Annotated in this window: 24 protein-coding genes, 1 other RNA gene and 1 other annotated feature; of the genes, 21 read left to right on the forward strand and 4 right to left on the reverse strand. The window is 45.8% G+C overall.

Going from position 1 to position 26,853, the window contains the following annotated elements:
* Positions 1-199 precede the first annotated feature (199 nt).
* The 6 genes from ruvA to yajC are packed head-to-tail and all read left to right on the forward strand — an operon-like array spanning position 200 to position 4,593.
* Positions 200-814 (forward strand): Holliday junction branch migration protein RuvA, encoded by a 615-nt coding sequence (ruvA, locus tag CVN76_RS26070; RefSeq protein WP_100533625.1) that lies wholly within the window; start codon positions 200-202, stop codon positions 812-814.
* Positions 815-825: 11 nt separating this feature from the next.
* Entirely contained in the window at positions 826-1,824 is a 999-nt protein-coding gene (ruvB, locus tag CVN76_RS26075) for a Holliday junction branch migration DNA helicase RuvB (protein WP_100533626.1), read from the forward strand.
* Complete coding sequence (locus tag CVN76_RS26080; RefSeq protein WP_100533627.1) at positions 1,821-2,027, forward strand: DUF2905 domain-containing protein; 207 nt, start codon at positions 1,821-1,823, stop codon at positions 2,025-2,027. Before ruvB ends, CVN76_RS26080 begins: the two co-directional genes overlap by 4 nt.
* A 38-nt stretch (positions 2,028-2,065) precedes the next feature.
* Positions 2,066-3,094: a tRNA preQ1(34) S-adenosylmethionine ribosyltransferase-isomerase QueA gene (queA, locus tag CVN76_RS26085; RefSeq protein ID WP_100533628.1), complete on the forward strand. Its 1,029-nt coding sequence runs from the start codon at positions 2,066-2,068 to the stop codon at positions 3,092-3,094.
* A 30-nt stretch (positions 3,095-3,124) separates the two neighbouring features.
* Positions 3,125-4,270 (forward strand): tRNA guanosine(34) transglycosylase Tgt, encoded by a 1,146-nt coding sequence (gene tgt / locus CVN76_RS26090; protein WP_198512655.1) that lies wholly within the window; start codon positions 3,125-3,127, stop codon positions 4,268-4,270.
* Positions 4,271-4,311: 41 nt separating this feature from the next.
* The gene (gene yajC / locus CVN76_RS26095; protein WP_061143720.1) at positions 4,312-4,593 is read left to right on the forward strand and encodes a preprotein translocase subunit YajC; all 282 of its coding nucleotides are present in this window, start codon (positions 4,312-4,314) and stop codon (positions 4,591-4,593) included.
* A 294-nt stretch (positions 4,594-4,887) separates the two neighbouring features.
* On the opposite strand, the gene CVN76_RS26100 is transcribed toward yajC, so the two are convergent.
* Positions 4,888-5,259 (reverse strand): TIGR04086 family membrane protein, encoded by a 372-nt coding sequence (locus CVN76_RS26100; RefSeq protein ID WP_198512653.1) that lies wholly within the window; start codon positions 5,257-5,259, stop codon positions 4,888-4,890.
* A 192-nt stretch (positions 5,260-5,451) separates the two neighbouring features.
* On the opposite strand from CVN76_RS26100, the gene CVN76_RS26105 reads away from it, so the two are divergent.
* Positions 5,452-6,111: a DUF421 domain-containing protein gene (locus CVN76_RS26105; protein WP_232732479.1), complete on the forward strand. Its 660-nt coding sequence runs from the start codon at positions 5,452-5,454 to the stop codon at positions 6,109-6,111.
* Positions 6,112-6,140: 29 nt separating this feature from the next.
* On the opposite strand, the gene spoVB is transcribed toward CVN76_RS26105, so the two are convergent.
* A complete protein-coding gene (spoVB, locus tag CVN76_RS26110; RefSeq protein WP_100533630.1) occupies positions 6,141-7,703 on the reverse strand; it encodes a stage V sporulation protein B in 1,563 nt (520 codons plus the stop codon).
* A gap of 169 nt (positions 7,704-7,872) precedes the next feature.
* On the opposite strand from spoVB, the gene CVN76_RS26115 reads away from it, so the two are divergent.
* The 6 genes from CVN76_RS26115 to dtd all read left to right on the forward strand — a co-directional run bounded on the left by CVN76_RS26115 (position 7,873) and on the right by dtd (position 16,742).
* Positions 7,873-8,178: a post-transcriptional regulator gene (locus tag CVN76_RS26115; RefSeq protein WP_100533631.1), complete on the forward strand. Its 306-nt coding sequence runs from the start codon at positions 7,873-7,875 to the stop codon at positions 8,176-8,178.
* Positions 8,179-8,378: 200 nt separating this feature from the next.
* Positions 8,379-10,640, forward strand: coding sequence for a protein translocase subunit SecDF (secDF, locus tag CVN76_RS26120; RefSeq protein ID WP_100533632.1), 2,262 nt, complete (start codon positions 8,379-8,381; stop codon positions 10,638-10,640).
* A 248-nt stretch (positions 10,641-10,888) separates the two neighbouring features.
* Complete coding sequence (gene recJ / locus CVN76_RS26125) at positions 10,889-13,264, forward strand: single-stranded-DNA-specific exonuclease RecJ (protein WP_100533633.1); 2,376 nt, start codon at positions 10,889-10,891, stop codon at positions 13,262-13,264.
* Positions 13,255-13,767, forward strand: a complete 513-nt coding sequence (locus tag CVN76_RS26130) for an adenine phosphoribosyltransferase (protein WP_064462123.1) — start codon at positions 13,255-13,257, stop codon at positions 13,765-13,767. Before recJ ends, CVN76_RS26130 begins: the two co-directional genes overlap by 10 nt.
* A 318-nt stretch (positions 13,768-14,085) precedes the next feature.
* Positions 14,086-16,284, forward strand: a complete 2,199-nt coding sequence (locus CVN76_RS26135; RefSeq protein WP_100533634.1) for a RelA/SpoT family protein — start codon at positions 14,086-14,088, stop codon at positions 16,282-16,284.
* A gap of 14 nt (positions 16,285-16,298) precedes the next feature.
* The gene (gene dtd, locus CVN76_RS26140; RefSeq protein WP_100533635.1) at positions 16,299-16,742 is read left to right on the forward strand and encodes a D-aminoacyl-tRNA deacylase; all 444 of its coding nucleotides are present in this window, start codon (positions 16,299-16,301) and stop codon (positions 16,740-16,742) included.
* Between the two features lie 57 nt (positions 16,743-16,799).
* On the opposite strand, the gene CVN76_RS26145 is transcribed toward dtd, so the two are convergent.
* Positions 16,800-18,560 (reverse strand): SH3 domain-containing protein, encoded by a 1,761-nt coding sequence (locus tag CVN76_RS26145; protein ID WP_198512654.1) that lies wholly within the window; start codon positions 18,558-18,560, stop codon positions 16,800-16,802.
* Positions 18,561-18,688: 128 nt separating this feature from the next.
* Between CVN76_RS26145 and CVN76_RS31510 the strand changes: the two genes are divergently transcribed.
* The 4 genes from CVN76_RS31510 to ssrS all read left to right on the forward strand — a co-directional run bounded on the left by CVN76_RS31510 (position 18,689) and on the right by ssrS (position 22,603).
* Positions 18,689-18,862 (forward strand): hypothetical protein, encoded by a 174-nt coding sequence (locus CVN76_RS31510; RefSeq protein WP_053535815.1) that lies wholly within the window; start codon positions 18,689-18,691, stop codon positions 18,860-18,862.
* A 79-nt stretch (positions 18,863-18,941) separates the two neighbouring features.
* Positions 18,942-19,179, forward strand: a binding site (T-box leader).
* A 98-nt stretch (positions 19,180-19,277) separates the two neighbouring features.
* The gene (gene hisS / locus CVN76_RS26150) at positions 19,278-20,549 is read left to right on the forward strand and encodes a histidine--tRNA ligase (RefSeq protein ID WP_100533643.1); all 1,272 of its coding nucleotides are present in this window, start codon (positions 19,278-19,280) and stop codon (positions 20,547-20,549) included.
* 12 nt (positions 20,550-20,561) lie between these two features.
* On the forward strand, positions 20,562-22,331 hold the full coding sequence (gene aspS, locus CVN76_RS26155; RefSeq protein ID WP_100533637.1) for an aspartate--tRNA ligase: 1,770 nt from the start codon (positions 20,562-20,564) through the stop codon (positions 22,329-22,331).
* 85 nt (positions 22,332-22,416) lie between these two features.
* Positions 22,417-22,603, forward strand: a non-coding RNA gene (ssrS, locus tag CVN76_RS26160) — 6S RNA.
* A 48-nt stretch (positions 22,604-22,651) separates the two neighbouring features.
* On the opposite strand, the gene CVN76_RS31275 is transcribed toward ssrS, so the two are convergent.
* The gene (locus CVN76_RS31275) at positions 22,652-22,843 is read right to left on the reverse strand and encodes a hypothetical protein (RefSeq protein WP_157805806.1); all 192 of its coding nucleotides are present in this window, start codon (positions 22,841-22,843) and stop codon (positions 22,652-22,654) included.
* Between the two features lie 158 nt (positions 22,844-23,001).
* Between CVN76_RS31275 and CVN76_RS26165 the strand changes: the two genes are divergently transcribed.
* The 4 genes from CVN76_RS26165 to CVN76_RS26180 form a co-directional block, all read left to right on the forward strand.
* Positions 23,002-23,973, forward strand: a complete 972-nt coding sequence (locus CVN76_RS26165) for a nuclease-related domain-containing protein (protein ID WP_100533638.1) — start codon at positions 23,002-23,004, stop codon at positions 23,971-23,973.
* 272 nt (positions 23,974-24,245) lie between these two features.
* Positions 24,246-25,394 (forward strand): M20 family metallopeptidase, encoded by a 1,149-nt coding sequence (locus tag CVN76_RS26170; RefSeq protein ID WP_332850685.1) that lies wholly within the window; start codon positions 24,246-24,248, stop codon positions 25,392-25,394.
* Positions 25,395-25,505: 111 nt separating this feature from the next.
* Positions 25,506-26,267 carry a tRNA threonylcarbamoyladenosine dehydratase gene (locus CVN76_RS26175; protein WP_100533639.1) on the forward strand — a complete coding sequence of 254 codons (762 nt, stop codon included), beginning with the start codon at positions 25,506-25,508 and terminating at the stop codon, positions 26,265-26,267.
* 192 nt (positions 26,268-26,459) lie between these two features.
* Positions 26,460-26,853: ABC transporter substrate-binding protein (locus CVN76_RS26180; protein WP_157805807.1), on the forward strand; the 394-nt coding region annotated here is incomplete at its 3' end.

Here is a 26,853-nt window from a genome sequence, read left to right on the forward strand (position 1 = left end):
CAGTTTCAACATATAAAAAGAACGCCTTCAGGTGTTTGCAGCCTCCGCCAAATGCTTTCACTCGACTTTGTTTTAAAGGGTGGTCGCAGCATTCGTAGATCTTGTGAAAGACTTTGCTGTTTATGAAATAACTTTCTATGAACAACCATCCGTTTTATGATAAAATGAGAGGTACAGCAAAATCAGGGAGAGAATTAATTTGTATGATTATATAAAAGGCAGGGTCGATTATATCGGACCTGAATACATAGTCGTGGAAAATGGGGGGATCGGATATCAAGTGATGACGCCGAATCCTTTTATTTTTTCCGCCCAATATCAGAAAGAGCTCCAAGTTTTTTTGTATCACTATGTGCGTGAAGATTTGGTTGCCTTATATGGCTTTCAGAATCGTCAAGAAAAGGCTTTATTCACGAAGCTGTTGAATGTAACCGGAATCGGGCCGAAGGGGGCGCTTGCCATACTGGCGTCAGGTCAGGTCGATCAGGTGGTGCAGGCGATCGAAAATGAAGATGAATCGTTTTTGGTGAAATTCCCGGGAGTCGGTAAGAAAACGGCAAGACAGATGATTCTGGATTTAAAAGGGAAATTGGAGAACATCATTCCGGATGCGTTTCCAAGCTTGTTCAACGAAGGCGTCACGGCTGCATCCGCCCCAAATGGTTACACGGAGGAATTGGATGAAGCGATGCTTGCCTTGAAGGCACTTGGTTATTCGGAAAAGGAAATTCAAAAGGTTGCCAAGAAATTGCAGACGGAAGATATGACGACCGAGCAATATATTAAGAAAGCATTGCAATTGATGCTAAGATAAGGAGTGGCGCAATGGAGGAGAGAATATTCAATCAGGAAGCCGATTTGAACGAACTGTCCTTTGAACAAAGCCTGCGGCCGCAAAACTTAAAGCAATATATTGGACAGGATAAAGTGAAAGCTAACTTGGGTGTATATATCGAAGCGGCAAGGATGCGGGAAGAAACGCTCGACCATGTCCTTTTATACGGGCCGCCTGGCCTGGGGAAAACGACGCTTGCGGTCATCATCGCCAACGAAATGGGTGTCAACATCCGCACGACTTCCGGACCCGCCATCGAGCGGCCGGGAGATTTGGCGGCCATTTTGAGTGCGCTTGAACCCGGTGATGTGCTATTCATAGATGAGATTCACCGTCTGCCCCGTGTGGTCGAGGAAGTGCTGTATCCGGCGATGGAGGATTTCTGTCTCGATATCGTTGTCGGCAAAGGCCCGGAGGCACGCTCGATCAGGATCGACCTGCCGCCGTTCACACTCGTGGGGGCAACGACTCGCGCCGGTTCATTGTCTGCACCGCTTAGGGACCGTTTTGGTGTTTTGAGCCGACTTGAATATTATACGGAAAACCATCTGACGGATATCATCATTCGGACAGCCAGAATCATGGATACGGAAATGGATGATCAAGCAGCAGCAGAGCTTGCGAGAAGATCGCGGGGCACCCCGAGGATTGCCAACCGGCTTTTACGGAGGGTCAGGGATTTCGCCCAGGTTCGCGGAGATGGCACGATAACGGCAGGGCTTGCCGATTATGCACTCGAATTAATGCAGGTGGACCGTTTAGGACTCGATCATATTGACCATAAATTACTTAAAGGGATCATTGAAAAATTCCGCGGCGGGCCCGTTGGTCTGGAGACGATTGCCGCCACGATTGGCGAGGAAGCACATACGATCGAAGATGTGTATGAGCCATATCTGCTGCAGGTCGGTTTTCTTCAGCGTACCCCAAGGGGGCGTATCGCCACACAGCTCGTTTACGAGCACTTCGGGATTGTGATGCCTGAATGATGAATATACCTAAAATGGTGATGATACTCGGCGTAATCATATTCGTGATCGGTTTTGCGATGAAGTATATCCACCTTGGCAGGCTGCCGGGAGATATCTTCCTCAAAAAAGGCAATACGACGTTTTATTTTCCGATCGTGACATCGATCATCGTCAGTATCGTGTTGTCCGCTATATTTTATTTGATTGGCCGTTTTAAATAATGATTACAACTTGATAGACAGGTAAGGAAGTGGAACAGATGAAATTGGATATGTTTGATTTTCATTTACCGGAGGAACTGATTGCCCAAGTTCCTTTGGAAGATAGGGAAGCTAGTCGATTGATGGTGCTGGACAAGGAATCGGGCAAGATCGAGCATGATGTCTTCAGCCATATCACTGAATATATCAAACCGGGAGATTGCCTTGTGTTGAATGATACGAGGGTGCTGCCGGCACGACTATATGGAAGCAAGGAAGAAACGGGTGCTAAGGTAGAAGTTTTACTGCTCAAGCAAGAGCATGATGATGTTTGGGAAACCCTTGTAAAGCCCGCCAAACGTATAAAAGAAGGTTCGACAATCGTCTTTGGTGATGGTAAGCTAAGTGCCGTTTGTACAGGCGTACTTGAGCATGGAGGCCGTATCCTGGAGTTTCAATATGAAGGTATTTTTTATGAAATACTGGATAAGCTCGGGGAAATGCCGCTGCCTCCATATATTAAGGAGCAGCTTGACGATCAGGATCGATATCAAACGGTCTATGCGCGTGAACGTGGATCGGCGGCCGCCCCGACGGCCGGGCTGCACTTTACCGAGCAGTTGCTCGAGAAGCTGAAAGCAATGGGTGTTCATATCGCCTTCATCACGCTTCATGTCGGGCTTGGCACGTTCCGTCCCGTCAGTGTGGACGATATCGACAGCCATGAAATGCATTCCGAATTTTATCAAATGACGGAAGGCACTGCGCGTTTGCTTAATGAAGTGAAAGAAAACGGCGGGAGAATCATCACGGTTGGTACAACGTCGACAAGGACATTGGAGACGATCGCGTCCGGTAATGATGGGGTCTTCAAGGAGGCTAGTGGCTGGACGAGCATCTTCATTTACCCTGGTTATGAGTTTAAGGGGATCGATGCGATGATTACGAACTTCCATTTACCGAAATCAACTTTAATCATGCTTATTTCTGCATTGGCTGGCAGGGAGCATGTTCTTCATGCCTATGAAACGGCAGTGGAAGAAAAATACAGGTTCTTTAGTTTTGGAGATGCAATGTTAATTAAGTAATATAAGAGTGATAAGCTCTTGAAGGGAGTTATTGCGTTGACAGCAATACGATATGAGTTAATCAAAACATGTAAACAAACAGGGGCACGGCTGGGCCGGGTCCATACGCCGCATGGATCATTTGAAACGCCGGCGTTCATGCCGGTAGGGACGCTTGCTACTGTCAAAACGATGTCCCCGGAAGATCTGAAACAGATGGGGGCAGGCATCATCCTCAGCAATACGTACCATCTATGGCTGCGTCCTGGGCATGAGATCATCAAGGAAGCCGGTGGATTGCATAAGTTCATGAACTGGGATCGCGCGATTTTGACGGATTCCGGTGGCTTCCAAGTCTTCAGTTTGAGCGAGTTCCGCAAAATTGAGGAAGAGGGCGTACATTTCAGGAACCATCTCAATGGCGATAAACTATTTTTATCTCCTGAAAAAGCGATGGAAATCCAAAATGCACTTGGCTCCGATATCATGATGGCATTTGATGAATGTCCGCCATTCCCGGCAACCGAGGAGTATATGAAGAAGTCGGTGGAACGGACATCACGCTGGGCTGAACGCTGCTTGAATGCCCATGAGCGTCCGAACGACCAAGGGCTGTTCGGGATCGTTCAAGGCGGGGAATTCGAAAACCTTCGTAAACAAAGTGCAAAAGACCTTGTTTCACTCGATTTTCCGGGTTATGCTATTGGAGGGCTATCCGTCGGGGAACCGAAGGATATCATGAACCGCGTACTGGAGTTTACAAGTCCGTTGCTGCCAACCAATAAACCGCGTTACCTGATGGGCGTAGGCTCGCCGGATTCCTTGATCGATGGGGCCATCCGCGGTGTCGACATGTTTGACTGTGTATTGCCGACGCGAATCGCGCGTAACGGTACATTGATGACAAGCAATGGCCGCCTAGTCGTGAAAAATGCAAAGTATGCACGTGACTTTGGACCTATCGACGAAAATTGCGATTGTCATGTCTGCAAGAATTATAGCCGGGCATATATCCGCCATTTGATTAAATGTGAAGAAACTTTTGGGATTCGTCTTACGACTTATCATAACCTGCATTTTCTGTTAAACTTGATGGAACAGGTCAGACAAGCCATTCGAGAAGATCGTCTTGGAGACTTTAGGGAAGAGTTTTTCGAGCAGTATGGTTTCAATAAACCAAATGCAAGAAACTTCTAATTCCATAAATATTTTAATGAGCGAAAGGAGTGAATCTACAAATGGCAATAACTCAAATACTTCCATTAATTTTAATGTTCGTATTGTTCTATTTCTTATTGATCCGTCCGCAGCAAAAACGCCAAAAGGCTACACAAAGCATGCAAAGCAGCTTGAAAAAAGGTGATAAGGTTGCAACGATCGGCGGCATGCACGGAACAATCGATGCAATCGATGAATTGCAAATCGTCATTAAGTCACCAGATGGTACTAAATTGACATTCGACCGTGCTGCAATCCGTGAAATTACGGAAAGTGCACCAAATAAAGAAGTATCGATTTAATAATGAAAACCGGCCCGTGTGGCCGGTTCCGACTGTAGACAAACTCGATGAAAATGGAGTTTGTCTACAGTTTTTTTGTTGTATTTGAACGTTAATTTCCACTAGAGGCACTCGCATATCCCGGTGGAGGATCGGCTCAACATTTATAGGGAAATAAATTAGCCTGTGTTTTTGAGGTTTAAGCATAGAGGATTGCAAGCACGCGCTTATCAGCGGGCGTTCAGGGGAGCTTCCTCGGCGCGATTTTCCTCAACAAACGAAAACCGGGCAGGATGCCCGGTTACGTTTGTATTTTTAATTGGTACGTGAGTCGGAGCTCATATTGACCCCAAGCACGCCACCCATCATGGCCGTGATGACAAAACAGCCATAATAGATCCATTGCTTGATGGTGAAAAGTGCGTCATGACCCAAGTATTGAAAAAGGAACACGATCAACAGATAGAGCAAGCCGGTGCTGCCGCCCAAGAATAGACCTTGCTTTTTCCCTTTGCCTCCTGAAATGAATCCACCAATGAACAGCGATAAAAAGGAAACGATCATGACCACGTATGTCAGGGATGATTCCGTCAATGAAGTGAAACGAAGAAGGATGGAAACGATCAAACTTGCAATCATCGCTATGGCAAAGATGGAGCCTACGCCATAAATTACGGCGACACTCATTTTTTTAGTTTCGATGGGTATTCCTCCTTTTTAAAGGCTGATACGTTTTAGCCTGTTTATGTGTTTGTACAAGCATATTCCCCACACGAAGCCTTTAGACCAGGTTTAAGCAGCTTCCGCGAAATTCGAAAAGATTATAGAGTAATTTTTCAATTTCCAAGCCATGCTATGGATGAAGGATGTGTTAGTGAAGTGGATACCTATCTGGCTATTATTTTTAGAACGACGGTGATCTATCTAGTCATCTTATTCCTTTTCCGGATGATGGGTAAGCGGGAAGTCGGGGAGCTGAGCATTCTTGATTTAGTGGTATCCATCATGATAGGGGACATAGCAGTCCTATCCTTTGAAGATTTGGATAAACCATTTTTTCAGCAAATCACCCCGATGTTCGTTCTCGCTTTCATCCAGATCATATTGGCGTTCATATCATTGAAAAGCATCAGGTTTCGGAATATCGTCGACGGTACACCTCAGATCATCATCAATCAAGGGAAAATAGATGAAAAGGCGATGCGTAAACAACGATATAATTTCGATGATTTATTGACCCAGCTGCGAGAACAAGGAATCAATGATCTGAATGAAGTACAATTTGCCATTCTCGAATCCTCGGGAAAACTTTCGGTCATTAAAAACACCCAAGGCAAAAGGACGAAAACGAAGGAAACGCCATATCCCCTTATCATTGATGGGAAGATACAGGAAAATAATCTATATAAAATTGGCAAAAATCAATTTTGGCTTCGACACCAGCTGAAAAAACATGGTGAATCGAAAATCCAGGAGATTTCGATTTGTGGGTACATAGATGGCCAATTTTACATCGATAAAAATGAAACGAAGAAATGAACCGAAGCCTTTTAATGCTTCGGTTCATTTTATTTCCAGGCGAACTTCGATAAAAAGCCGCCTACCTTAGGAATCCGGATCAAATCTGCTTTTTTTATGCTGCCGGTCATGAGCAGGAAAAAGGTGAAAAGCAGGATCACGACCGTTACGGACAGCAACAGCCTTGGTACGAGGGGCTGCGCCGAGAGCGGGGATTGATACAGATAATAGCCGCCCCAGCCAGAGACTAAAGCAAGAATTAAAGCAGATATATAGCTCCGGAAATGCAACGTGAAGGGGACGACCTTCAGCACGGTGGAAAAATGCAGGAAGGTGACGAGCATCGAACCGACAGCTATACCTACTGCGGCCCCCATGATCCCGAAGCTTTCCTTTGATGCGAGGAGCCAGATCACACCGATTTTGAGAATGTTACCCGCCAGGCTATTGAACATGGCCGCTTTTGCAAGATCCAATGCTTGAAGCATGGACTGCAGCGGGAACTGGAAGTAAAAGAGAATGAAGAAAGGTGCCAGGAATTTAATGAAAACGGCGGCATGTGATGAGCCATACATGACTTGCAGGATCGGTTCGGCAAAGATGAACAAAATGACGACGGCTAAGCAGCCTGTGATAAACGTGATTTTCAGTGCCTGCTGCAGCCTGTGTTCAACGAGCAGGAAGTTCCCGGTCGTCCGTGCCTCACTGACTGCCGGTACAAGGGCAGTCGCCAATGATGATGTAATGAACGAAGGCAGCATGAGCAGCGGCAGCGCATACCCTGTCAGCTCACCGTATTGGCTCGTGGCCGCGGCTGCGGTGACACCGGCAAGGGCCAAACTCTGGGCTACAACGATTGGCTCGAAAAACCATGAAAGCGAGCCGATCATCCTGCTTCCGGTGGAAGGAAGGGCAATTCCCATCAATTCCGTGAACGTCCCCTTACCCGACTTCACATTTTTGAAAAAATTCTTCCTGAACTTAAAATGCTTCTTAAGCTTGAAGCTAGTCAAAAGGTAAATGAGGGAGACGAGCTCACCGATTATCGAGGCGAACATCGCTCCGGCTGCCGCATATTCAATCCCATAGGGCAAAAAGGCTTTCGTCAGGACGGCGATGAAGGTGATGCGCGCCACCTGTTCGATCACTTGCGAGAAAGCGAAGGGCTTCATATTTTGCTTGCCTTGGAAATACCCGCGCAGTACCGATGATATCGCGATGATCGGTACGATTGGCGCTATCGCCATCAGGGGCCAGACCGTTCGTGGATCGGTGAATAGGTATTCTGAGAGAACGGGTGCGAACAACAGCATCGCAGGAGTGAAAATCATCGATAGAGCAAAGGTGCAGGCCAAAGAGACGACGAGGATCTTTTTGATTTTCCGTTCGTCACCCCGGGCATTGGCTTCGGCCACAAACTTGGATATGGCGATTGGCAGCCCCAATTGGGTAATGTTCACGACGAGAAAGAGGGTCGGTAAAGCCATCATATATAAACCAACGCCTTCTTCGCCGATGAAGCGGGCGATGACAATGCGGTTAATGAACCCAAGAACTCTTGTAATCAGGCTTGCGATTAATAATATCAGCGTCCCTTTTAAAAATTTAGACATTGAACTCCCTCCCTGCCTTCTCAAAAAAGCGGTTATGCTATACAATTATCTATATGCTTGTACTTGGACAAAGCATGACAAAAGTGTTTGTTTGCGTTCTGGCAACTGATTGGAGCTCTTTTAAGAAAATGCGCAATCGATAGATAACATTTTTACTGGAGGCAAAGTGATGGCGAAAATGAATCATCCCTATGAAAGCTATTATGTAAAGGTACGTCCATTCTTGAAGAGCAAGCGCGAGGAATTTCAAATGGTCGGATTGAATGCCGTTACAGAGGAGGATATCTGGGGAACCTTAACGAAAAACAAATGGAAGCGCCCGCAGGAAAACATTCATCTTCACGAGCTTGTCGCCGATATCGTGACATTTTCGAGCAACCAGTTCATGAACTTCCAAATGGTCGAAGCATATAAATCGCCAAACTTATTTGAGCCGCTATCCGAGGAGGAATTGAAAGAACTTTTAAAGGAATGACGCAAAGATATACTTAAATTGACAGCTGTTTATAAATGACTCATAATAGATATGGTTATGCTTTTTTTTGGAAAAAAAGCATGGGTAGCTGTGTCTTTTTTTCAGGAAGCAAGGGAAATGCAGGTAGCATATAAACAAAATAATTGACAGGTTTTTAAACTTCAGGAACAGGCGGATTATAGAAAGGGGCCTACTACATAATGGTAAAAAGAAGCAGGATCGTTGCGTTTTTTCTGATCATTCTTTTGATTTTCGCAGCGATGGGAACGACTTCAAAAGGAATCCTAAAGGATATCAAGCTGGGACTTGATCTTCAAGGCGGTTTTGAAGTGTTATATGAAGTGAAGCCGCTGTCTGGGGAAAAGATCACCCCGGAGGTTTTACGGGCTACAGTAAGCTCACTTGAGCGTCGTGTCAATGTTTTGGGTGTTAGTGAACCTAATATTCAAATTGAAGGGAAAGACCGGATCAGGGTTCAATTGGCCGGGGTTAAAGACCAAAATAACGCTCGTGAAATCCTTTCGACACAAGCTAAATTATCCTTCCGGGATTATAACGATAAGGAAATGATGACCGGTGCCGACCTGAAGGAAGGCGGCGCGAAACAAACGTTCCAGGATAATAAACCGGTCGTTGAAGTCACATTGAAAGATGTGAACAAGTTCAAGGAAATCACGCAAAAAATTTCATCGATGCCATCACCTACGAATGTACTTGCCATCTGGCTGGATTTCGAGGAAGGCAAAGATTCCATCAAGGATAAAGCTTCACAAGACAATATGATATCCGCTCCTGCTGTCAGTGAAGTTTTCAATACGAAAAAGGTATACATTACAGGGCAATTCACGGTTGAAGAGGCGAAAGAGCTTGCAGACCTCCTTGATGCCGGTGCACTGCCTGTCGATTTGAAGGAAAAATACTCGACTTCCGTCGGAGCTCAATTTGGTGCAGGCGCACTGAACGATACGATCTTTGCCGGCATCATCGGGATCGCACTCATTTTCATCTTCATGCTGGTTTATTACCGCTTCCCGGGATTCATTGCAGTCGTCACACTGAGCATCTATATCTTCCTGACACTGCTGGTCTTCGAGTGGATGAACGCAGTCCTTACGCTTCCAGGCATAGCGGCATTGGTGCTCGGGGTCGGGATGGCCGTCGATGCCAATATCATAACCTATGAGCGGATCAGGGATGAACTGAAGCTTGGCCGTACTGTAAAAGCGGCTTATAAAGAAGGTACGAAAAACTCGCTTAGCACGATCATGGATGCGAACTTGACGACCTTGCTTGCTGCAGCCGTCCTCTTCTATTACGGGACAAGCTCGGTTAAAGGGTTTGCGACGACCTTGATCATTTCCATTTTAATGAGCTTCATTACAGCCGTTTATGGGACGCGTCTCTTCATGAGCCTGTGGGTGAAAAGCGGGTTCCTGGACAAACGCACATCATGGTTTGGCGTGAAGAAGAAATATATTCACAACCTAAACGAGAAGATCAATTTAATGTCATTGCCGACACGGTTCGATAAGATCGATTTCGTCAAGCATCGGAAGGTCTTTTATGGCATTTCGATCGGGATCACGATTATCGGGATCATCTTCCTGTTCGTTTTCCGCTTGAATCTGGGAATCGACTTTACGAGCGGAACCCGCATCGAGATCGCGTCTAAGGACGTGCTGACGACTCAGCAAGTTAAGACCGAGATGGGCAAGGCCGGCATTGATGTCGATGATATCAAGGATGTCAGACTTGCTGGACAGGATAACAAAAATGCTGTCGTCCGGACGGTAGGTGTTCTTGACAAACAGGAAATCGCTGTCTTGAAAGACCATTTCAAGGAGGATTACGGAGCAGAGCCGAATGTAAGCACCGTATCACCGACGGTAGGGAAAGAGCTGGCGAAAAATGCCATCATTGCCTTGACGATTGCCTCCCTCGGGATCATCTTGTATGTATCGATACGGTTTGAATGGCGAATGGCCGTACCGGCCGTCGTGGCGCTGATACATGATGCATTTTTCATCATCACGATTTTTAGTCTGCTTCGCCTTGAGGTGGATATCACTTTCATCGCTGCGGTTCTGACAATCGTCGGTTATTCCATCAATGATACGATCGTTACGTTTGACCGAATTCGGGAAAACCTGCGCTTCAGCCGTAAAATCAAAACGGTCGAAGAGCTTGAGAACATCGTGAACATCAGTATCAGGCAAACGCTGACGAGATCGATCAATACGGTGCTGACTGTACTCGTTACGGTCATCGCTTTGATGATTTTCGGCAGTGAAGCCATCAGGAACTTTTCGATCGCCCTGTTCATCGGGCTGATATGCGGTGTGTATTCATCGTTATTGATCGCTTCCCAATTCTGGCTTGATCTAAAAATCAGGGAATTGAAGAAGAAAGGTCCGCTGAATACGGCAAAAGAAAAGAAAAAAAGCCTTGAAGGGCAAGTTTAATAAGATCGGGAAGGCTGGCAGCATGCCAGCCTTCTTTTTTATGGCTGTTATCGCATACTTTGTCGCTTTCCTCCGGTTCCGTCTCAGTCTCGCAATCTGCTCCAATCAAACGTAAATCGTTTCCTTTTAAAAACAACCATCTTCACGAAAAGAGCTTTCTTTTTAAATCATGAGAATCCCTTGGATTTAAAATAAAATTGAAACCGGCATACTCGTTTTGTATAATAAGTAAATTGAGGGGTGAATTCATGTTAAAGCCAAAAACGCGGTGGAACTTGCGAACTGCCGATGAAAACAAAGTTGCTATACTAGCGGAAGAGCTTCATATCACACCTTTGGTTGCAGCCCTGCTTGTGAATCGAGGCCTGGATACGATCGATAGTGCCCGATCCTTTTTATTTGTAAAAAATCAAACTTTCCATGACCCATTTTTATTGAAAGATATGGATAAAGCCGTATATAGAATAAGAGAAGCGATTCAAAACGGAGAAAAAATAAGGATATTCGGTGATTATGATGCGGATGGAGTGACATCGACCACCGTGATGTTGACGACGCTGATGAGGATGGGAGCCGATGTGGATTTTTATATTCCGAACCGGTTTACGGAGGGCTATGGCCCGAATCCGATGGCGTTCCGCCTGGCGGCTGAGGAAGGAGTGAAGGTATTGATCACCGTCGATACCGGAATTTCGGCAGTCGCCGAAGCGGACCTTGCCGGTGAGCTTGGCATGGACTATATCTTGACCGACCACCATGAACCGGGACCTGTACTGCCAAAGGCATTGGCCATCATCCATCCTAAACTGGAAGAGGGTTCCTATCCTTTTAAAGACCTTGCCGGAGTGGGCGTCGCCTTTAAGCTGGCGCACGCTTTGCTTGGAGAACTGCCTGAAGATTTGCTTGAAATAGCGGCAATCGGTACCATTGCGGATCTAGTGCCTTTAAAAGGGGAGAACCGCCTCATCGCAGCAAAAGGAATTGAGCAGCTGCGTTTGACTGGCCGCCCGGGGCTTGTTGCCTTAATGAAAGTGGCGAATGTCCAACAGGAAGCCTTGAATGAGGAATCCATCGGCTTTGCCATGGCTCCCCGGATCAATGCAGTCGGACGGCTTGGCGATGCCGACCCTGCTGTCGATCTATTGATGGCGGCGAACCTTGCGGAAGCGATGGACCTTGCCAATGAAATCAATGATATTAATAAAGAACGGCAAGCCATGGTCGCTACGATGGCGGAAGAAGCGATCAAGGAAGTCGAGGAAAACTTCCCGCTGGAGTCCAATGGTGTGCTCATCATCGGAAGAGAAGGCTGGAATGCAGGAGTGGTGGGGATCGTCGCCTCCAAACTTGTTGAACGCTTTTACCGTCCCACGATAGTTTTGAGCTATGACCGGGAAAAGGGATTGGCCAAAGGTTCAGCACGGAGCATCGCCGGATTCGATCTTTTCGAAAGCCTTTCATCCTGCCGGGAATTGCTGCCCCATTTTGGCGGGCATCCGATGGCAGCCGGAATGACGTTGAAAATGGACGATGTTCAGGAGCTTAGGGACCGCATGAACGTGATCGCGAAGGAACAGCTAACGGAGGAGGACTTCACGCCCATTACTGACCTGGATGGAGCGACGGCCTTGGCTGACGTTTCAATTCAAACGATCCAGGAGATGAGCTTGCTTACGCCATTTGGGGTGACGAATCCGAAGCCGAGGATTTTGATAGATTCCGTACAGCTTTCAAGCGTCCGCAAAATTGGCGCGAACCAAAATCATTTGAAAGTTCAGCTTGAAGATGGGGACAATCACAAACTGGACGGCGTAGGGTTCGGGCTCGGCCATTTTGTCGATGAAATAGCGCCGCACGCCGAGGTTTCGGTAATTGGGGAGCTATCCATCAATGAATGGAATAATATGAAGAAGCCGCAGATCTTTGTCCAGGATATCTCGGTGGACCATTGGCAGTTATTCGATTATCGCGGGAAGGGACAGGCGGAAAAATGGCTGGCGGACATTCCCGCTCAAAACCGGAAAATCGTCATGTTCTCGGAGGATATTTATGCGAGGTATCCCTTTTTACAAAATCATCCCGATCTTGTTCATATCAAGAACGGGGAGGATGCCGATGAACTCGATTGCTTCGAGGCGCATGTGGTATTCATGGACATGCCGCCGTCAAGGGATGTTCTGAAACGGGTGATAGCCGATAAGAAGCCATCGCGTATTTATGCCCACTTTTCCCATGATCAGGACCATTTCTTAAGTACGATGCCGACAAGGGATCATTTTAAATGGTTTTATGCCTTCCTGTCTAAAAAGGGACCGCTCGATGTGAAACGGTATGGTGATGACCTGGCGAAATATCGCGGATGGTCCAGAGATACGGTCGATTTCATTTCAAAGGTGTTTTTTGAGCTGGATTTTGTTACAATAGAGAATGGGTTAATTATGCTCACAACCAATGCGAAAAAACGCGATCTCAGTGAATCTGAATCGTTCATAAGAAAGAAAGAGCAATTTGAGCTTGAACAAGAGCTTGTTTATTCTTCCTATCAGCAATTATTCGATTGGTTCAATCTTTATTTAGTTCATGAGGCAACAGACCTTGAGGAGGAAACAAAGCAATGGATTTAAAGCAATATGTAACAATTGTACAAGACTGGCCAAAACCGGGTGTTATCTTCAAAGATATTACGACATTAATGGATAACGGCGCCGCTTATAAATACGCAACAGATCAAATTGTCGAATATGCACGCGATAAGCAAATTGATTTAGTGGTGGGACCGGAAGCACGCGGATTCATCATCGGGTGTCCAGTCGCTTACTCATTGGAAGTGGGATTTGCACCTGTGAGAAAAGAAGGAAAGCTTCCACGTGAAACGATCAAAGTGGAATATGGCCTCGAGTATGGAACGGATGTATTGACCATCCATAAAGATGCGATCAAACCGGGACAACGTGTTTTGATCACCGACGATTTACTTGCCACGGGCGGTACAATCGAGGCGACGATCAAATTGGTCGAGGAGCTTGGTGGAATTGTAGCCGGGATTGCATTCCTTATCGAATTGACTGATTTGGACGGTAAAGATAAATTAGATGGCTATGATGTTTTGACATTGATGAGCTTTTAATAAAAGAAGGGCACTCTGACCAGGGTGCTCTTTTCTGTTTTACGCATGATTTCACTGGATTTTGTCGAATTTCCAGTGAAAAAATGCAGTATTCTAAATAAAATACTCGTTTATCTCTTTACATCCTTGTCTTTTTTTTCGATAATAGTAATATTAAAGAGTTTTCTGCTAATAAGTTATTTGCACTTGTATCCGTTTTTAGCGGATTTATTTTTTTCGCAAAAATTGTCACGTTTTGCAGAATAAAGGGAAGTGCTACCAATCATACTCAATCCGGATCATATCCGGTGGCAGTTAAAGTGGGGTTAAGGTGATTAAATGGCAAATGATCAAATATTGACTGCCGAGCAGGTTGTGGAACGGGCCAGCTTATATCTTCAGCCGGAAGAAGCTGAATTTATTCATAGAGCGTTTAAGTATGCAGAGTTTGCTCACCGAGAACAATTCCGTAAATCGGGAGAGCCGTATATCATTCATCCAATTCAAGTCGCGGGCATTCTCGCTGATCTTGAGATGGATCCGGCAACAATTGCGGCAGGTTTTTTACATGATGTTGTTGAAGACACGGAGGTCACCCTGAAGGATATCGAGGGAAATTTCAGTCCTGAAGTTGCCATGCTCGTGGATGGCGTGACCAAGTTAGGGAAGATCAAGTATAAATCACAGCAAGAGCAGCAGGCGGAGAACCATCGGAAAATGTTCGTGGCGATGGCCCAGGATATTCGCGTCATCTTGATCAAGCTTGCGGACAGGCTGCATAATATGCGGACATTGAAGCATCTGCCGCAGGAAAAGCAAAGACGGATCTCGAACGAGACGTTGGAAATCTTTGCGCCGCTCGCGCATCGTCTGGGTATCAGTACGATTAAATGGGAATTGGAAGATACGGCCTTAAGATATTTGAACCCTCAGCAATATTACCGAATCGTCAACCTGATGAAGAAAAAGCGGGCAGAACGTGAAATGTACCTGGAAGAAGTCATTGATGAAGTGCGTAAAAACGTGGAGGAAGTCCATATCAAGGCTGACCTTTCCGGCAGGCCGAAACATATATACAGCATCTATCGCAAAATGGCCTTGCAAAACAAGCAGTTCAGCGAAATTTACGATTTGCTGGCTGTTCGGATCGTCGTCCACAGCATAAAGGATTGCTATGCCGTCCTAGGAATCATCCATACGTGCTGGAAGCCGATGCCCGGCCGGTTCAAGGACTATATCGCCATGCCTAAGCCGAATATGTACCAATCGCTTCACACGACCGTGATCGGACCGAAAGGCGATCCGTTGGAAGTCCAGATTCGCACATCGGATATGCATCGCATTGCCGAATTTGGGGTTGCAGCGCATTGGGCATATAAAGAAGGCAAAGATGTGGGTGAACAGCCTTCACTAGAAGAGAAATTAACATGGTTCAGGGAAATACTCGAATTCCAAGATGACGCGACTAATGCCGAGGAATTCATGGAATCCCTTAAGATCGACCTTTTTTCCGATATGGTATTCATTTTCACGCCAAAGGGCGATGTTATCGAACTGCCATCCGGATCGAATCCGATCGACTTTGCATACCGGATCCACTCCGAAATCGGAAACAAAACGATTGGTGCCAAGGTGAACGGGAAAATGGTGCCGTTGGATTATAAACTCAAGACTGGCGATATCATTGAAATCTTAACGTCCAAGCATTCATATGGTCCAAGTCAGGACTGGCTAAAACTTACCCAAACATCTCAAGCGAAAAACAAGATCCGCCAGTTTTTCAAAAAACAGCGCCGCGAAGAAAATATCGAAAAAGGCAAAGAGCTTGTTGAAAAAGAGATCAAGGATATGGAGTTCGAACTTAAGGAAATCCTGACTCCCGAAAACATTAAGCGTGTTGCTGATAAATTCAACTTCCTGAATGAGGAAGATATGTATGCAGCAGTAGGTTATAACGGAATCACTGCCCTTCAGGTAGTTAATCGCCTCACCGAAAAGTGGCGGAAGCAGAAAATGGTCGAACAGGAGGCAGATATTTCAGAGGCAGTGGCCGATCTGAAAACCTTCTCCAATTCCTCTAAAAAACGCGACTCGGGTGTACAGGTACCAGGGATCGATAACCTGCTTATCCGCTTATCCCGCTGCTGCAATCCAGTTCCTGGTGATGAGATCGTCGGTTATATCACCAAAGGCCGGGGTGTCTCGGTCCATAGGCAGGACTGCCCGAACCTGGAAAGCGGGGATTCCGATCATCGCCTCGTCCCGGTTGAATGGGAAAGCACGATCAACGAGCGGAAGGAATATATCGTCGAAATTGAAATCAGCGGATATGATCGCCGCGGATTATTGAACGAAGTGCTGCAGGCCGTCAATGAAACGAAAACGAACATTTCAGCGGTTTCCGGTAAATCGGACAGAAATAAAGTGGCAACCATTCATATGTCGATTTACATCCATAACATTGCCCACCTGCAGAAGGTCGTCGACCGTATAAAACAAATCTCGGATGTCTATTCCGTTAGAAGGATCATGAACTAAGGAGTTTTCAGGCCATGCGTGTAGTTTTACAACGTGCCAAAGCGGCGAAAGTCGTTGTGGCAGATCAAATAATCGGTCAAATTGACAGCGGGCTCGTCCTGTTGGTTGGCATCACCCATAATGATACCATCGAGGATGCCGCCTATTTGGCTGATAAGATTGTCCATCTTCGCATATTCGAAGACGAAAATGAAAAGATGAACCATTCCTTATTGGATGTGGGAGGTTCGATTTTATCCGTTTCACAATTCACCTTGTATGGCGATTGCCGTAAAGGCCGCCGCCCGAACTTCATGGATGCCGCCCGTCCAGAAGCGGCGAATGAATTATATGAAGCATTTAACGGGATGCTCCGTAAAAAAGGCGTCCATACGGAAACCGGTCAATTTGGTGCCATGATGGATGTCCAGCTAACGAATGATGGACCCGTAACATTAATATTGGAAAGTAAAAAATAACCTGCCGCGGCAGGTTATTTTTGTTTGGGGCAGAAAACTGTCATGGAGCGCACGTTTTCATTTGAAATACCGCGCCAATCCATTATAGATGGCGGAGGTGATTCCTTCTTGGTATTCATTCGAAGTTATTGTCAATTCTTCGACTGGATTGCTTAGGTAGCCTAATTCAATCAGCGTTGCCACTCGCTTGTTCTCACGGATGACATGATAATTTCCGTATCTTGATCCGCGATTGTTCACCTGCATGGTTGAACCGAATGAATGGGCCAGGGCAGAGGCCAAGCCCTGCTGATAGTCATGATAATAATATGTGGTGATGCCGCTTGTGATTTGGTCCATGGTGCTATCGTAATGGAGGCTGATGAAGGCATCCGCGTCATGGATATGTGAAGTGCCGACCCGGGAAGACAGTGGCACATAGGTATTCCCGCTTCTCGTCAGGATCACTTTAGCGCCTGCCGCCTGAAGTTTGTCCCGCAGCAGCTCGGCCGTCCGTATCGTCAGGTTTTTCTCAAGTGTGCCTCCGACCCCGATCGTACCGCTATCCCTTCCGCCATGACCTGGATCGATGACGATCGTTTTACCCTTTATATATTTTTCGACGCCCGGTCGTTGAATCTGTTCGGAATTACCCTCAAGCGTCACGATCCAGCCGGCAACATACGCTGTTTTCCCACCCTTTACTTTAATGGAGTACCAGTCGCCCTCCATACCGATGACAGGGAATGTTTCCCCTTCATTGGCCTGCCTGACTATCCCTGAGTTCCCATCGGGAGAAGACCTCAATATGGTTCCATCATGGATGATGGTAATCTTGTTTCCCTTTATATCGAGCTTCTTTTTCTTTGGTTCTTCCACACGTTCTTTTTCTAAGTACCAGCTCACGACCCAGCCCTTTTGACCAGTGGAAAGCTGGATCTGTGTCATCTTTCCTTTGGTTTTCAATATGGAATAGGTTTCATCCTTGTTCACCGAGCCGATGATCTTAGCGCCGAGGGAGGCATCCTTCCTAACATGCAAACGAGAAGCGGTCACCCTGGCTGTGTCTGCAGCAGGGGCCATTGCCGTTTTGGCTTTATCCTCGCTCATCTGTAAATAAGTTACCGCCACCCAGCCCTGACCGCCTTGAAAATCGATTTCCGCCCAATCATTTTCAAGGCGATGAACCGTCACGGAGGTGTTTTTATTCAGCTTTCCAAGTGTTGAGCCGCTTTTCGAAGGCGCGGAACGAACATTAAGCCGGTCGACCAGGGTGACTCCGGTTTTAACGGATTCCTCGACTGATTCCTGCTTATTGCTATCATCGTTCTTCACGGTACTTCCGGATACTTTGATCTTAAGGTAGTCAGAAGAGACCCAGCCATCGAAATCCGCGGTTTTGATCTTTATCCAATTTTGGTTCTTTTCGATAATGTTAACTGCGGTTCCCCTCGTTAAGGAACCGACCGTTTGAAACGTTGTGCCAGGACCTGTACGGACACGGACGGAGCTGCCCGTTATCGTTCCTTGTCCGGAACCTTTTTTTGCAAAGGCTGTTCCCGATTTTCTTTCCACTAACCAGTTGGCAACCCAACCCGTTTCATTCGAGTCGATGCGGATTTCAAACCAGTCACCGTCCTCTTTAATGATGGGGTATGATTCCCCCTTTGCCAGTTTTTTGACGATGGGGAAACTGAGGCCAGCTCCTTCCCGGACATTGACCACTTTACTCGTCACGGTTATTTCCCCTTCTTCTTTTCCTAATGCGTGATTGACGGGTACTATCGCTGCCATGATCAACAAAAGGATCAGGCTGAATAAACCCGGTTTCTTCTTCATAAGTTGTCTCTCCCTTTTCATGTCCTTATGTATGTATTCTCGTCCAATAAAAATTTCCCTCTTTCCCAGTGCAAAAAACATTTTTTTTAGGAAAGAATAAACCCTATAGAGATATAGGAGGGAACCAAATGAAATTCAGCGAAAAAGATCAAACGAGTTTGAGCGGAGGCAATCAAGTGTTAGGAGTCGATTTCCACGATTTTATCCAGAAGGAACAAAGTGCGAACCTGGTTGAATTGGCATCCGAGTTTGGAGTCAATGTCCGGACGGTCAAAAACCTGAAAAAACGTTTGAACCAATAAAATGCGATGAAATCCTAAAGCCTGCCTTGACATTTGTAGTTAACGTCCGTATGATTATAAAATATCAGACTTATAACTGCAACAACCAATGATGGAGAAGAGTAATTAAGAAACACATGAAAAGAGAGGAAATGCCTTGGCTGAAAGCATTCCGCATGATGACTTAATGAAAGAACCCTCCGTAGGCTTCACTCCGAACGGATTTTCTTAATAGGAGCTGGACGTATAACAGGCGTTAACTGTTTTTAAGCGGGGGCACTGATTTTTTGTGCTTCAACTAGGGTGGCACCACGGGATATCCAACTCTCGTCCCTTGTAACGGATCAGTTACAAGGGGCGGGAGTTTTTTTGTTTGGAAAAAATCGGTATAGCGCCAGATCAGGGAGGGCGTTTTGCTTTTAAGGAGGAAACATATATGTCTATTCAGATTCCTAGAGGTACACAGGATTTATTGCCAGGACAAACGGAAATTTGGCAGTATATCGAAAAGACAGCGCGTGAGATTTGTCACCGCTATCAATATAAAGAAATCCGCACACCGATTTTCGAGCACACGGAATTGTTTTTACGCGGTGTAGGCGATACGACCGATATCGTCCAAAAAGAGATGTATTCATTTCAAGACCGAGGCGAGAGGAATTTGACCCTTCGTCCCGAAGGCACTGCATCGGTTGTCCGTTCATACATCGAGAACAAGATGTTTGGATGGGCGAATCAACCGGTCAAGCTTTATTATATCGGGCCGATGTTCCGTTATGAACGTCCGCAGGCAGGTCGATTCCGCCAGTTCGTCCAATTCGGGATCGAAGCTTTAGGCAGTAAAGATCCAGGCATCGATGCAGAGGTGCTATCTCTTGCGATGAGCCTCTACAAGGAGCTTGGGTTGAAAAAGCTAAAACTTGTGATCAACAGCCTTGGAGATAAGGAAAGCCGGATTGCCCACCGAAATGCGCTAATCCAACATTTTCAACCTCGCATTGGCGAGTTTTGCGGTGATTGTCAAAGCCGTCTGGAAAAAAATCCATTAAGGATCCTGGATTGTAAAAAAGACCATGATCACGAATTGATGAAGACGGCGCCATCCATCATTGACTATTTGAATGATGAATCCCGTATTTATTTTGAAAAAGTGAAACAGCACTTGACGGATTTGGAAATCGACTTCGTCGAAGATCCGACACTGGTTCGCGGCTTGGATTATTATAATCATACCGCGTTTGAAATCATGAGTGATGCAGAAGGCTTTGGCGCCATTACAACACTATGTGGAGGCGGCCGGTATAATGGGCTGTCTGAAGAACTTGGCGGGCCGGAAACTCCGGGAATCGGCTTTGCACTCAGCATCGAACGCCTGATTGCAGCCTTACAAGCAGAAAACATCGAACTGCCGATCAAAAAGGGAATTGATTGTTATCTTGTTTCATTGGGTGAATCAGCCAAAGATTATAACGTCAAGCTTGCTCATCAATTGCGCAGTGCCGGTTTCACTGTCGAAAAGGACTATCAAGACCGTAAAGTGAAAGCTCAATTCAAATCGGCTGACCGCCTGGAAGCGAGATATGTGGCGACACTCGGTGATGATGAATTGGCCAATAATAAAATCAATGTAAAGTTCATGGAAACGGGAGAACAAGTCCAGGTGGATCTTGCCACATTCGTTGAACAATTCAAAAAGCTACAGGCTTAAGGGGGAAATACCATGTTTGGCAGAACATACTTCAATGGAGAAGTAACAGAAGCAGCTATTGGTGAAAAAGTAACATTAAAGGGTTGGGTACAAAAACGACGCGATTTGGGCGGAGTCATCTTCATCGACCTTCGTGACAGAAGCGGTGTCGTGCAAGTCGTTTTTAATCCTGATATTTCGGCTGCAGCCTTGGCCACTGCGGAAAAAATCCGTAATGAATATGTCCTTGATATCCAAGGCACAGTCATCAAGCGTGATGAGGCCAACATCAATCCTAATGTAACAACCGGGACCGTCGAAGTCCAAGCAGAAAGCGTAACGATATTAAATGAAGCAAAAACCCCACCTTTCATCATTGATGAGAGAACGGATGTTTCAGAAGATATCCGCTTGAAATACCGTTATTTGGACTTGCGTCGTCCGGCCATGTTCGAAACGTTGAAAATGCGTAACCAAACAACAAAGGCGATCCGCGATTATTTGGACGGCGAAGGCTTCCTTGATATCGAAACCCCTATCTTAACGAAAAGCACACCTGAAGGGGCACGCGATTATTTAGTGCCTAGCCGTGTACACGAAGGCGAATTCTATGCACTTCCACAGTCACCGCAAATCTTCAAGCAGCTATTGATGGTATCCGGTTTCGAACGTTATTATCAAATTGCCCGCTGCTTCCGTGATGAAGATTTACGTGCCGACAGACAGCCCGAATTCACCCAAATCGATATCGAAACAAGCTTCATGAGCCAAGAAGATATCATTAACACGGCAGAAAACATGATGGCGAAAGTGATGAAGGATGTAAAAGGACTGGACGTGACCCTGCCATTCCCTAGAATGACATACAATGAAGCGATGGGCCGTTATGGTTCCGACAAACCGGATACACGTTTCGGGATGGAACTTAAAGACGTATCCGAAATCGTCAAAGACAGCGACTTTAAAGTATTCACTGGCGCCGTTGCAAGCGGCGGGCAAGTTAAAGCGATCGTCGTCAAGGACGGAAACGCCGACTATTCCCGTAAAGATATCGATGCATTGGCTGAATTTGCCGCCATCTACGGCGCAAAAGGCCTGGCCTGGCTGAAAGTGGAAGCAGATGGCGTAAAAGGACCAATCGCCAAATTCTTCGCTGAAGACCAGCAGCAATTAGTATCTGCATTGGAAGCGGAAGTGGGCGATTTAATCTTATTCGTCGCAGACAAGAAGGGAATCGTCGCCGATGCACTTGGAGCGCTTCGCAACAAGCTCGGCAAAGAAAGAGGTTTGATCGACCAAAGTAAATTCAACTTCCTTTGGGTAACCGATTGGCCACTATTCGAATATGACGAAGAAGAAGGACGCTACTATGCAGCACACCATCCATTCACGATGCCATTCCGCGAAGACATGGACAAACTGGAATCAGATCCGGCAAGCGTCCGTGCCCAAGCATATGACCTCGTCTTGAACGGCTACGAGCTTGGCGGTGGATCGCTGCGTATTTTCGAACGCGACGTCCAGGAAAAAATGTTCAAAGTGCTTGGTTTCACAGAAGAAGAAGCGAACGCACAATTCGGCTTCCTGATGGATGCTTTCGAATACGGCACGCCTCCGCATGGCGGAATCGCCCTTGGACTCGACCGCATGGTCATGCTGCTTGCAGGCCGCACGAATCTGCGTGACACCATCGCGTTCCCGAAAACCGCAAGCGCAAGCGACCTGCTCGTTGACGCCCCGAGTGCCGTAAGCGACAAGCAACTGGCTGAACTAAGCCTAAGACTGGCCGCCTTAAAGAAATAAAAGTATGGAAAAAATATGAAAAAATACCTAGATGCTTTCTCTTGAAACGGAACAAAGCATTATGATATGATGTTTTCAACAAGTAAGAGTCCTGATGTGTTCGTTCTTTAACCTATAAGTTTTGACCGAACACTTATAGTTACCGGGAGCACTAGTTTCCTGGCCGCGTACATGCCTCCCCTCGAGGAGGACTTACAAACGCGAGGAACCGAGCACCCACCTGCGGAGAGCGGGTTCAAAACAAAGGCGTAAACGGCACAATTGGGACTCTTATACATCACAAAGCAACTCATGTTCATAACATGGGTTTTTTTGTGCGCTCAAAAACGAATAAACAGCCGCAATTCACGAATAAACTCGCCAAACTCACGAATAAACTCGCCAAATTCACGAATAAACTCGCCAAATTCACGAATAAATTCGCCAAATTCACGAATAAATTCGCCAAATTCACGAATAAATTCGCCAAATTCACGAATAAAGTCGCCAAATTCACGAATAAACAGCCGCAATTCGCGAGTAAAACTGCAAAACTCAAGAGAAAAGCCTTTCTACCTACTATTAAAATGCATTTCACTAGTAATAGGACAAATAAAGCACGGAATTTCAGCTTCCTTGGAGGAATATCTACTATCAAAAAAGAAAATAAAGTAGAAGGAGTGATGTATAAATGCGAAAACAATGTGAAAAGCCCATTAAAATGCTTCAGCTGGAGGCTTTGATGACAAGGCTGCCAGCAAATCATCCTAAACAGGAAAAGATACACAATGATTTCAGGAAGATCCGTACAGGGTATAACGGCGAGCGGATTATTGGAAATGAGTTAAATAGTCTTTCGGAAAACTATCACGTTTTACACGATTTGAGATTATGCCACGAAGGAAGCCGTTTTTTTCAAATCGATTACCTTATAATTTCCAAGAATTACTGCCTCATCATTGAAGTGAAAAATTTTGCGGGAATGCTCTATTTTGATCGGACCTACCATCAATTGATTCAGACGAAAGGTGGACATGAACAAGCTTTTCTGGATCCACTCATCCAAGTCGAAGTGCAAAAAACACGGTTAAATAAATGGCTTGCTGTTCATAATTTTCCTCCGCTGCCGATTGAAACACTTGTTGCCAATGCCAACCCGAACACAATCATCAGGACTACCCCCGGTTTTACCCCCATTCTCAAGAAAATCACAGGAAAAGAAATGCTAATCTCCAAAATTCTGGCCTTAAGAGAAAGGTATTCTTCTCGGCACTTAACTCAAAGGCAGCACAATAAGCTATCCAAGACGATCTTGGAAAAAAATACTCCATATTATCCTGATATACTCCAATTGTATCAAGTTGATGAAAAAGATTTGCTCAAAAGCGTTCAATGTCCAGACTGTTCTGCACTCCAAATGCAATATTACTGGGGAAAATGGTCATGCCGCCACTGTTCTTACATCTCCAAAGATGCCCACATCCAAACTCTACGTGATTACGCCCTTCTTATCAATTCCGCCATAACAAATAAACAAGCCCGTCAATTTTTACAGGTGGATTCAATCGATATCATGCAACGACTGCTATCCGCAATGGAATTACCCTACTCTGGTAAACGTAGAAACAGGGTTTATAACCTTGATGGGCTATTACAAAAATAAAGCCACGAGCCCAATTCACGAGTAAGACTCAAACTCACGAATAAATAACCGCAATTCACGAATAAATTCGCCAAACTCACGAATAAAATCCCGAAATTCTCAAGCAAAACCCACCAAACTCACGAGTAATCCGCCAATTTCGTCCAAGAGCGCTGCAGCGGTCACCAAAAAGCTGGAATTATCGTTAAATATCCCCCATTTAAGTAACATTCCATCATATAATTTCGTAAATTATAGTAAGGTTTAAAAATCATAGCCATGGAAGGAAAGTTGTGAGGGCTTTGAGAGACTTATTGAATGCTAAACGGAAAGAGATGCTGCAGCTAGTGGAGCAGCTGGTGAATATCGATAGCGGATCTTATACAAAAAAGGGCATAGATGAAATTGGCTTGATATTGAAGGCGAAATTTGAAGGTTTGGATTTTATCGTGGATATCGTGAAGCAAAAGGATTATGGGAATCAGCTGGTCATTCAGCATCGTGAAGCGGTTCAGCCTCATATTTTGGTTGTCGCGCATATGGATACGGTTTTTCCTGAGGGGACGGCGCTGAAGCGTCCTTTCAAAGTAAAGGGAAATCGGGCTTTTGGGCCTGGTGTGGCTGATATGAAGGCGAGCTTGGTCGAAATATTTTATGCGATCCTTTGCTTGAAACAGACGGGGCAGACAGGCTATAAGCATGTTCAAATCATTTTGAACAGTGATGAGGAGATTGGTTCTCCGTCGTCATCTTCCCTCATAGCTGAAAAGGCGGCGAAAAAGAAGTATGCGTTGGTTCTCGAACCGGCAAGGGTGGATGGGTCTTTGGTCACGGCGAGACGAGGCTGCGGCCAATTCAAGTTAGATATAGCCGGAGTGGCGGCCCATTCGGGGATCGAGCCTGAAAAGGGAAGAAGTGCCATTGAGGAATTGGCGCATAAGATCATTGACTTACATCAATTGAATGATCGGAAGAAGGGGATCAGCGTCAATGTCGGCATGATCGAAGGAGGCTCTGCGGTGAATACCATCGCTTCTCATGCGGCCGGTTTTGTCGATGTACGGATCACGGAAAAAAGGCAGGAAGATGTCATTCTTAAGCAAATGAAAAAAATTTGTGCCAAGTCATACATTCCAGGTACGAAAACGACATTGACCGGGAAAATGGATCGGTCTCCGATGGAAAAGACCGAGAAAACGAATATGCTTTTGGAGACCATTCGCCAAGCGGGGAAGGAGATTGGCATCCATATCACCGATACGGCCACGGGCGGCGGTTCGGATGCTTCCTTTACGGCCGAGTTGGGTATACCGACAGTGGATGGGCTGGGACCGATTGGCGGGAACGCTCACAGTGAAGAAGAATATCTGGAAATACCGAGCCTGGCAGAACGGACTTTGCTGCTGGCGACCGTCATTCAAAAATTATCAAAAATGAACTAGAAAACTAATTCCGATTGGACTGCTCATATTTCGCTTGTCATTAATGATGTTTATGATATATTGTTAATTGGGAAGCTAAATAAGAACAGAATTTATTGGAGTTGAATATATATGCTGCATCAGTTTTCACGTAATGAATTAGCAATTGGCAAGGAAGGCATTGATATACTGAAAAACACGACCGTTGCTGTCCTAGGGGTAGGCGGTGTAGGGTCTTTTTCAGCTGAAGCATTGGCCCGTACCGGAATCGGCCGCATCATTCTAGTGGATAAGGACGATGTCGACATCACCAATGTAAACAGGCAGATTCATGCTCTTTTATCTACAGTCGGCCAACCGAAGGCGGAATTGATGAAAAATCGCATTCAAGACATCAATCCAGACTGCGAAGTGATCGCCCTGAAAATGTTTTATACAGAAGAAACGTTTGAAGAGTTCTTCAGTTATGGCCTCGATTATGTCATTGATGCCTCCGATACGGTGATTTATAAGATGCATGTGATGAAGGAGTGCCTGAAGCGGAATATCAAGGTGATTTCAAGCATGGGGGCCGCTAACAAAATGGACCCGACACGTTTCCAAATTGCCGATATTTCCAAAACGCATACCGATCCCCTTGCGAAGGTCATCCGTACAAGATTGCGTAAAGAGGGCATCACAAAGGGAATTCCGGTTGTATTCTCCGACGAAAGTCCGATCGTCATTCGTGAGGATGTTCGCAAAGAAGTCGGCAATGACGAGGCAAAAATCCGTAAAGCCCAAATGCCGCCGTCCTCGAATGCATTCGTCCCATCCGTAGCTGGGTTGATTGCAGCCAGCTGGGTGATCAATGATCTACTAAAAGAAGTGGACGTCCGACGTGTAAACGATTGATGAGCTTCAAAACTGACTCTAGCAGAGTCAGTTTTTTTTGTGCGTGGAAATAGGAGATATTCCCTTTAAATAACTTTTTTATCCAGATCATATAGACGGGGTCGAAAGAATGAGATAAACTATTTTCAGAATATTATTTTTATTCAGATATTCTATTGATCTGAAAGAACATACCAAACAAGGGGGTTTCAAATGAAGAAGAAGAAGCTAGCAGGAGTGTTTCTATCACTTTCATTGGTTGCTGGGGTGCTCGCAGGTTGCGGCGACTCGAAAACCAGCAGTTCAAGCGGAGGTTCATCCAATTCGGGTGACACGATTAAAATCGGAGCCAACCTTGAGCTGTCAGGAGGTACGGCATCATTCGGCCAATCGGCTGCAGATGGTTTGAAACTGGCCATCGCTGAAATTAATAAAGAGGGCATCGACGGAAAAAAACTGGAAATCGTCAAGGTTGATAATAAATCCGATGCGGCAGAAGCGACAAGCGGCTCGATTAAACTGGTCAGTCAGGACAAGGTAGTGGCTGTGGTCGGTTCGGCTACAAGCACGAACACATTGGCACAGGTTCAGGTCGCGCAGGATAATA

The sequence above is a fragment of the Bacillus sp. mrc49 genome (assembly GCF_002803435.1).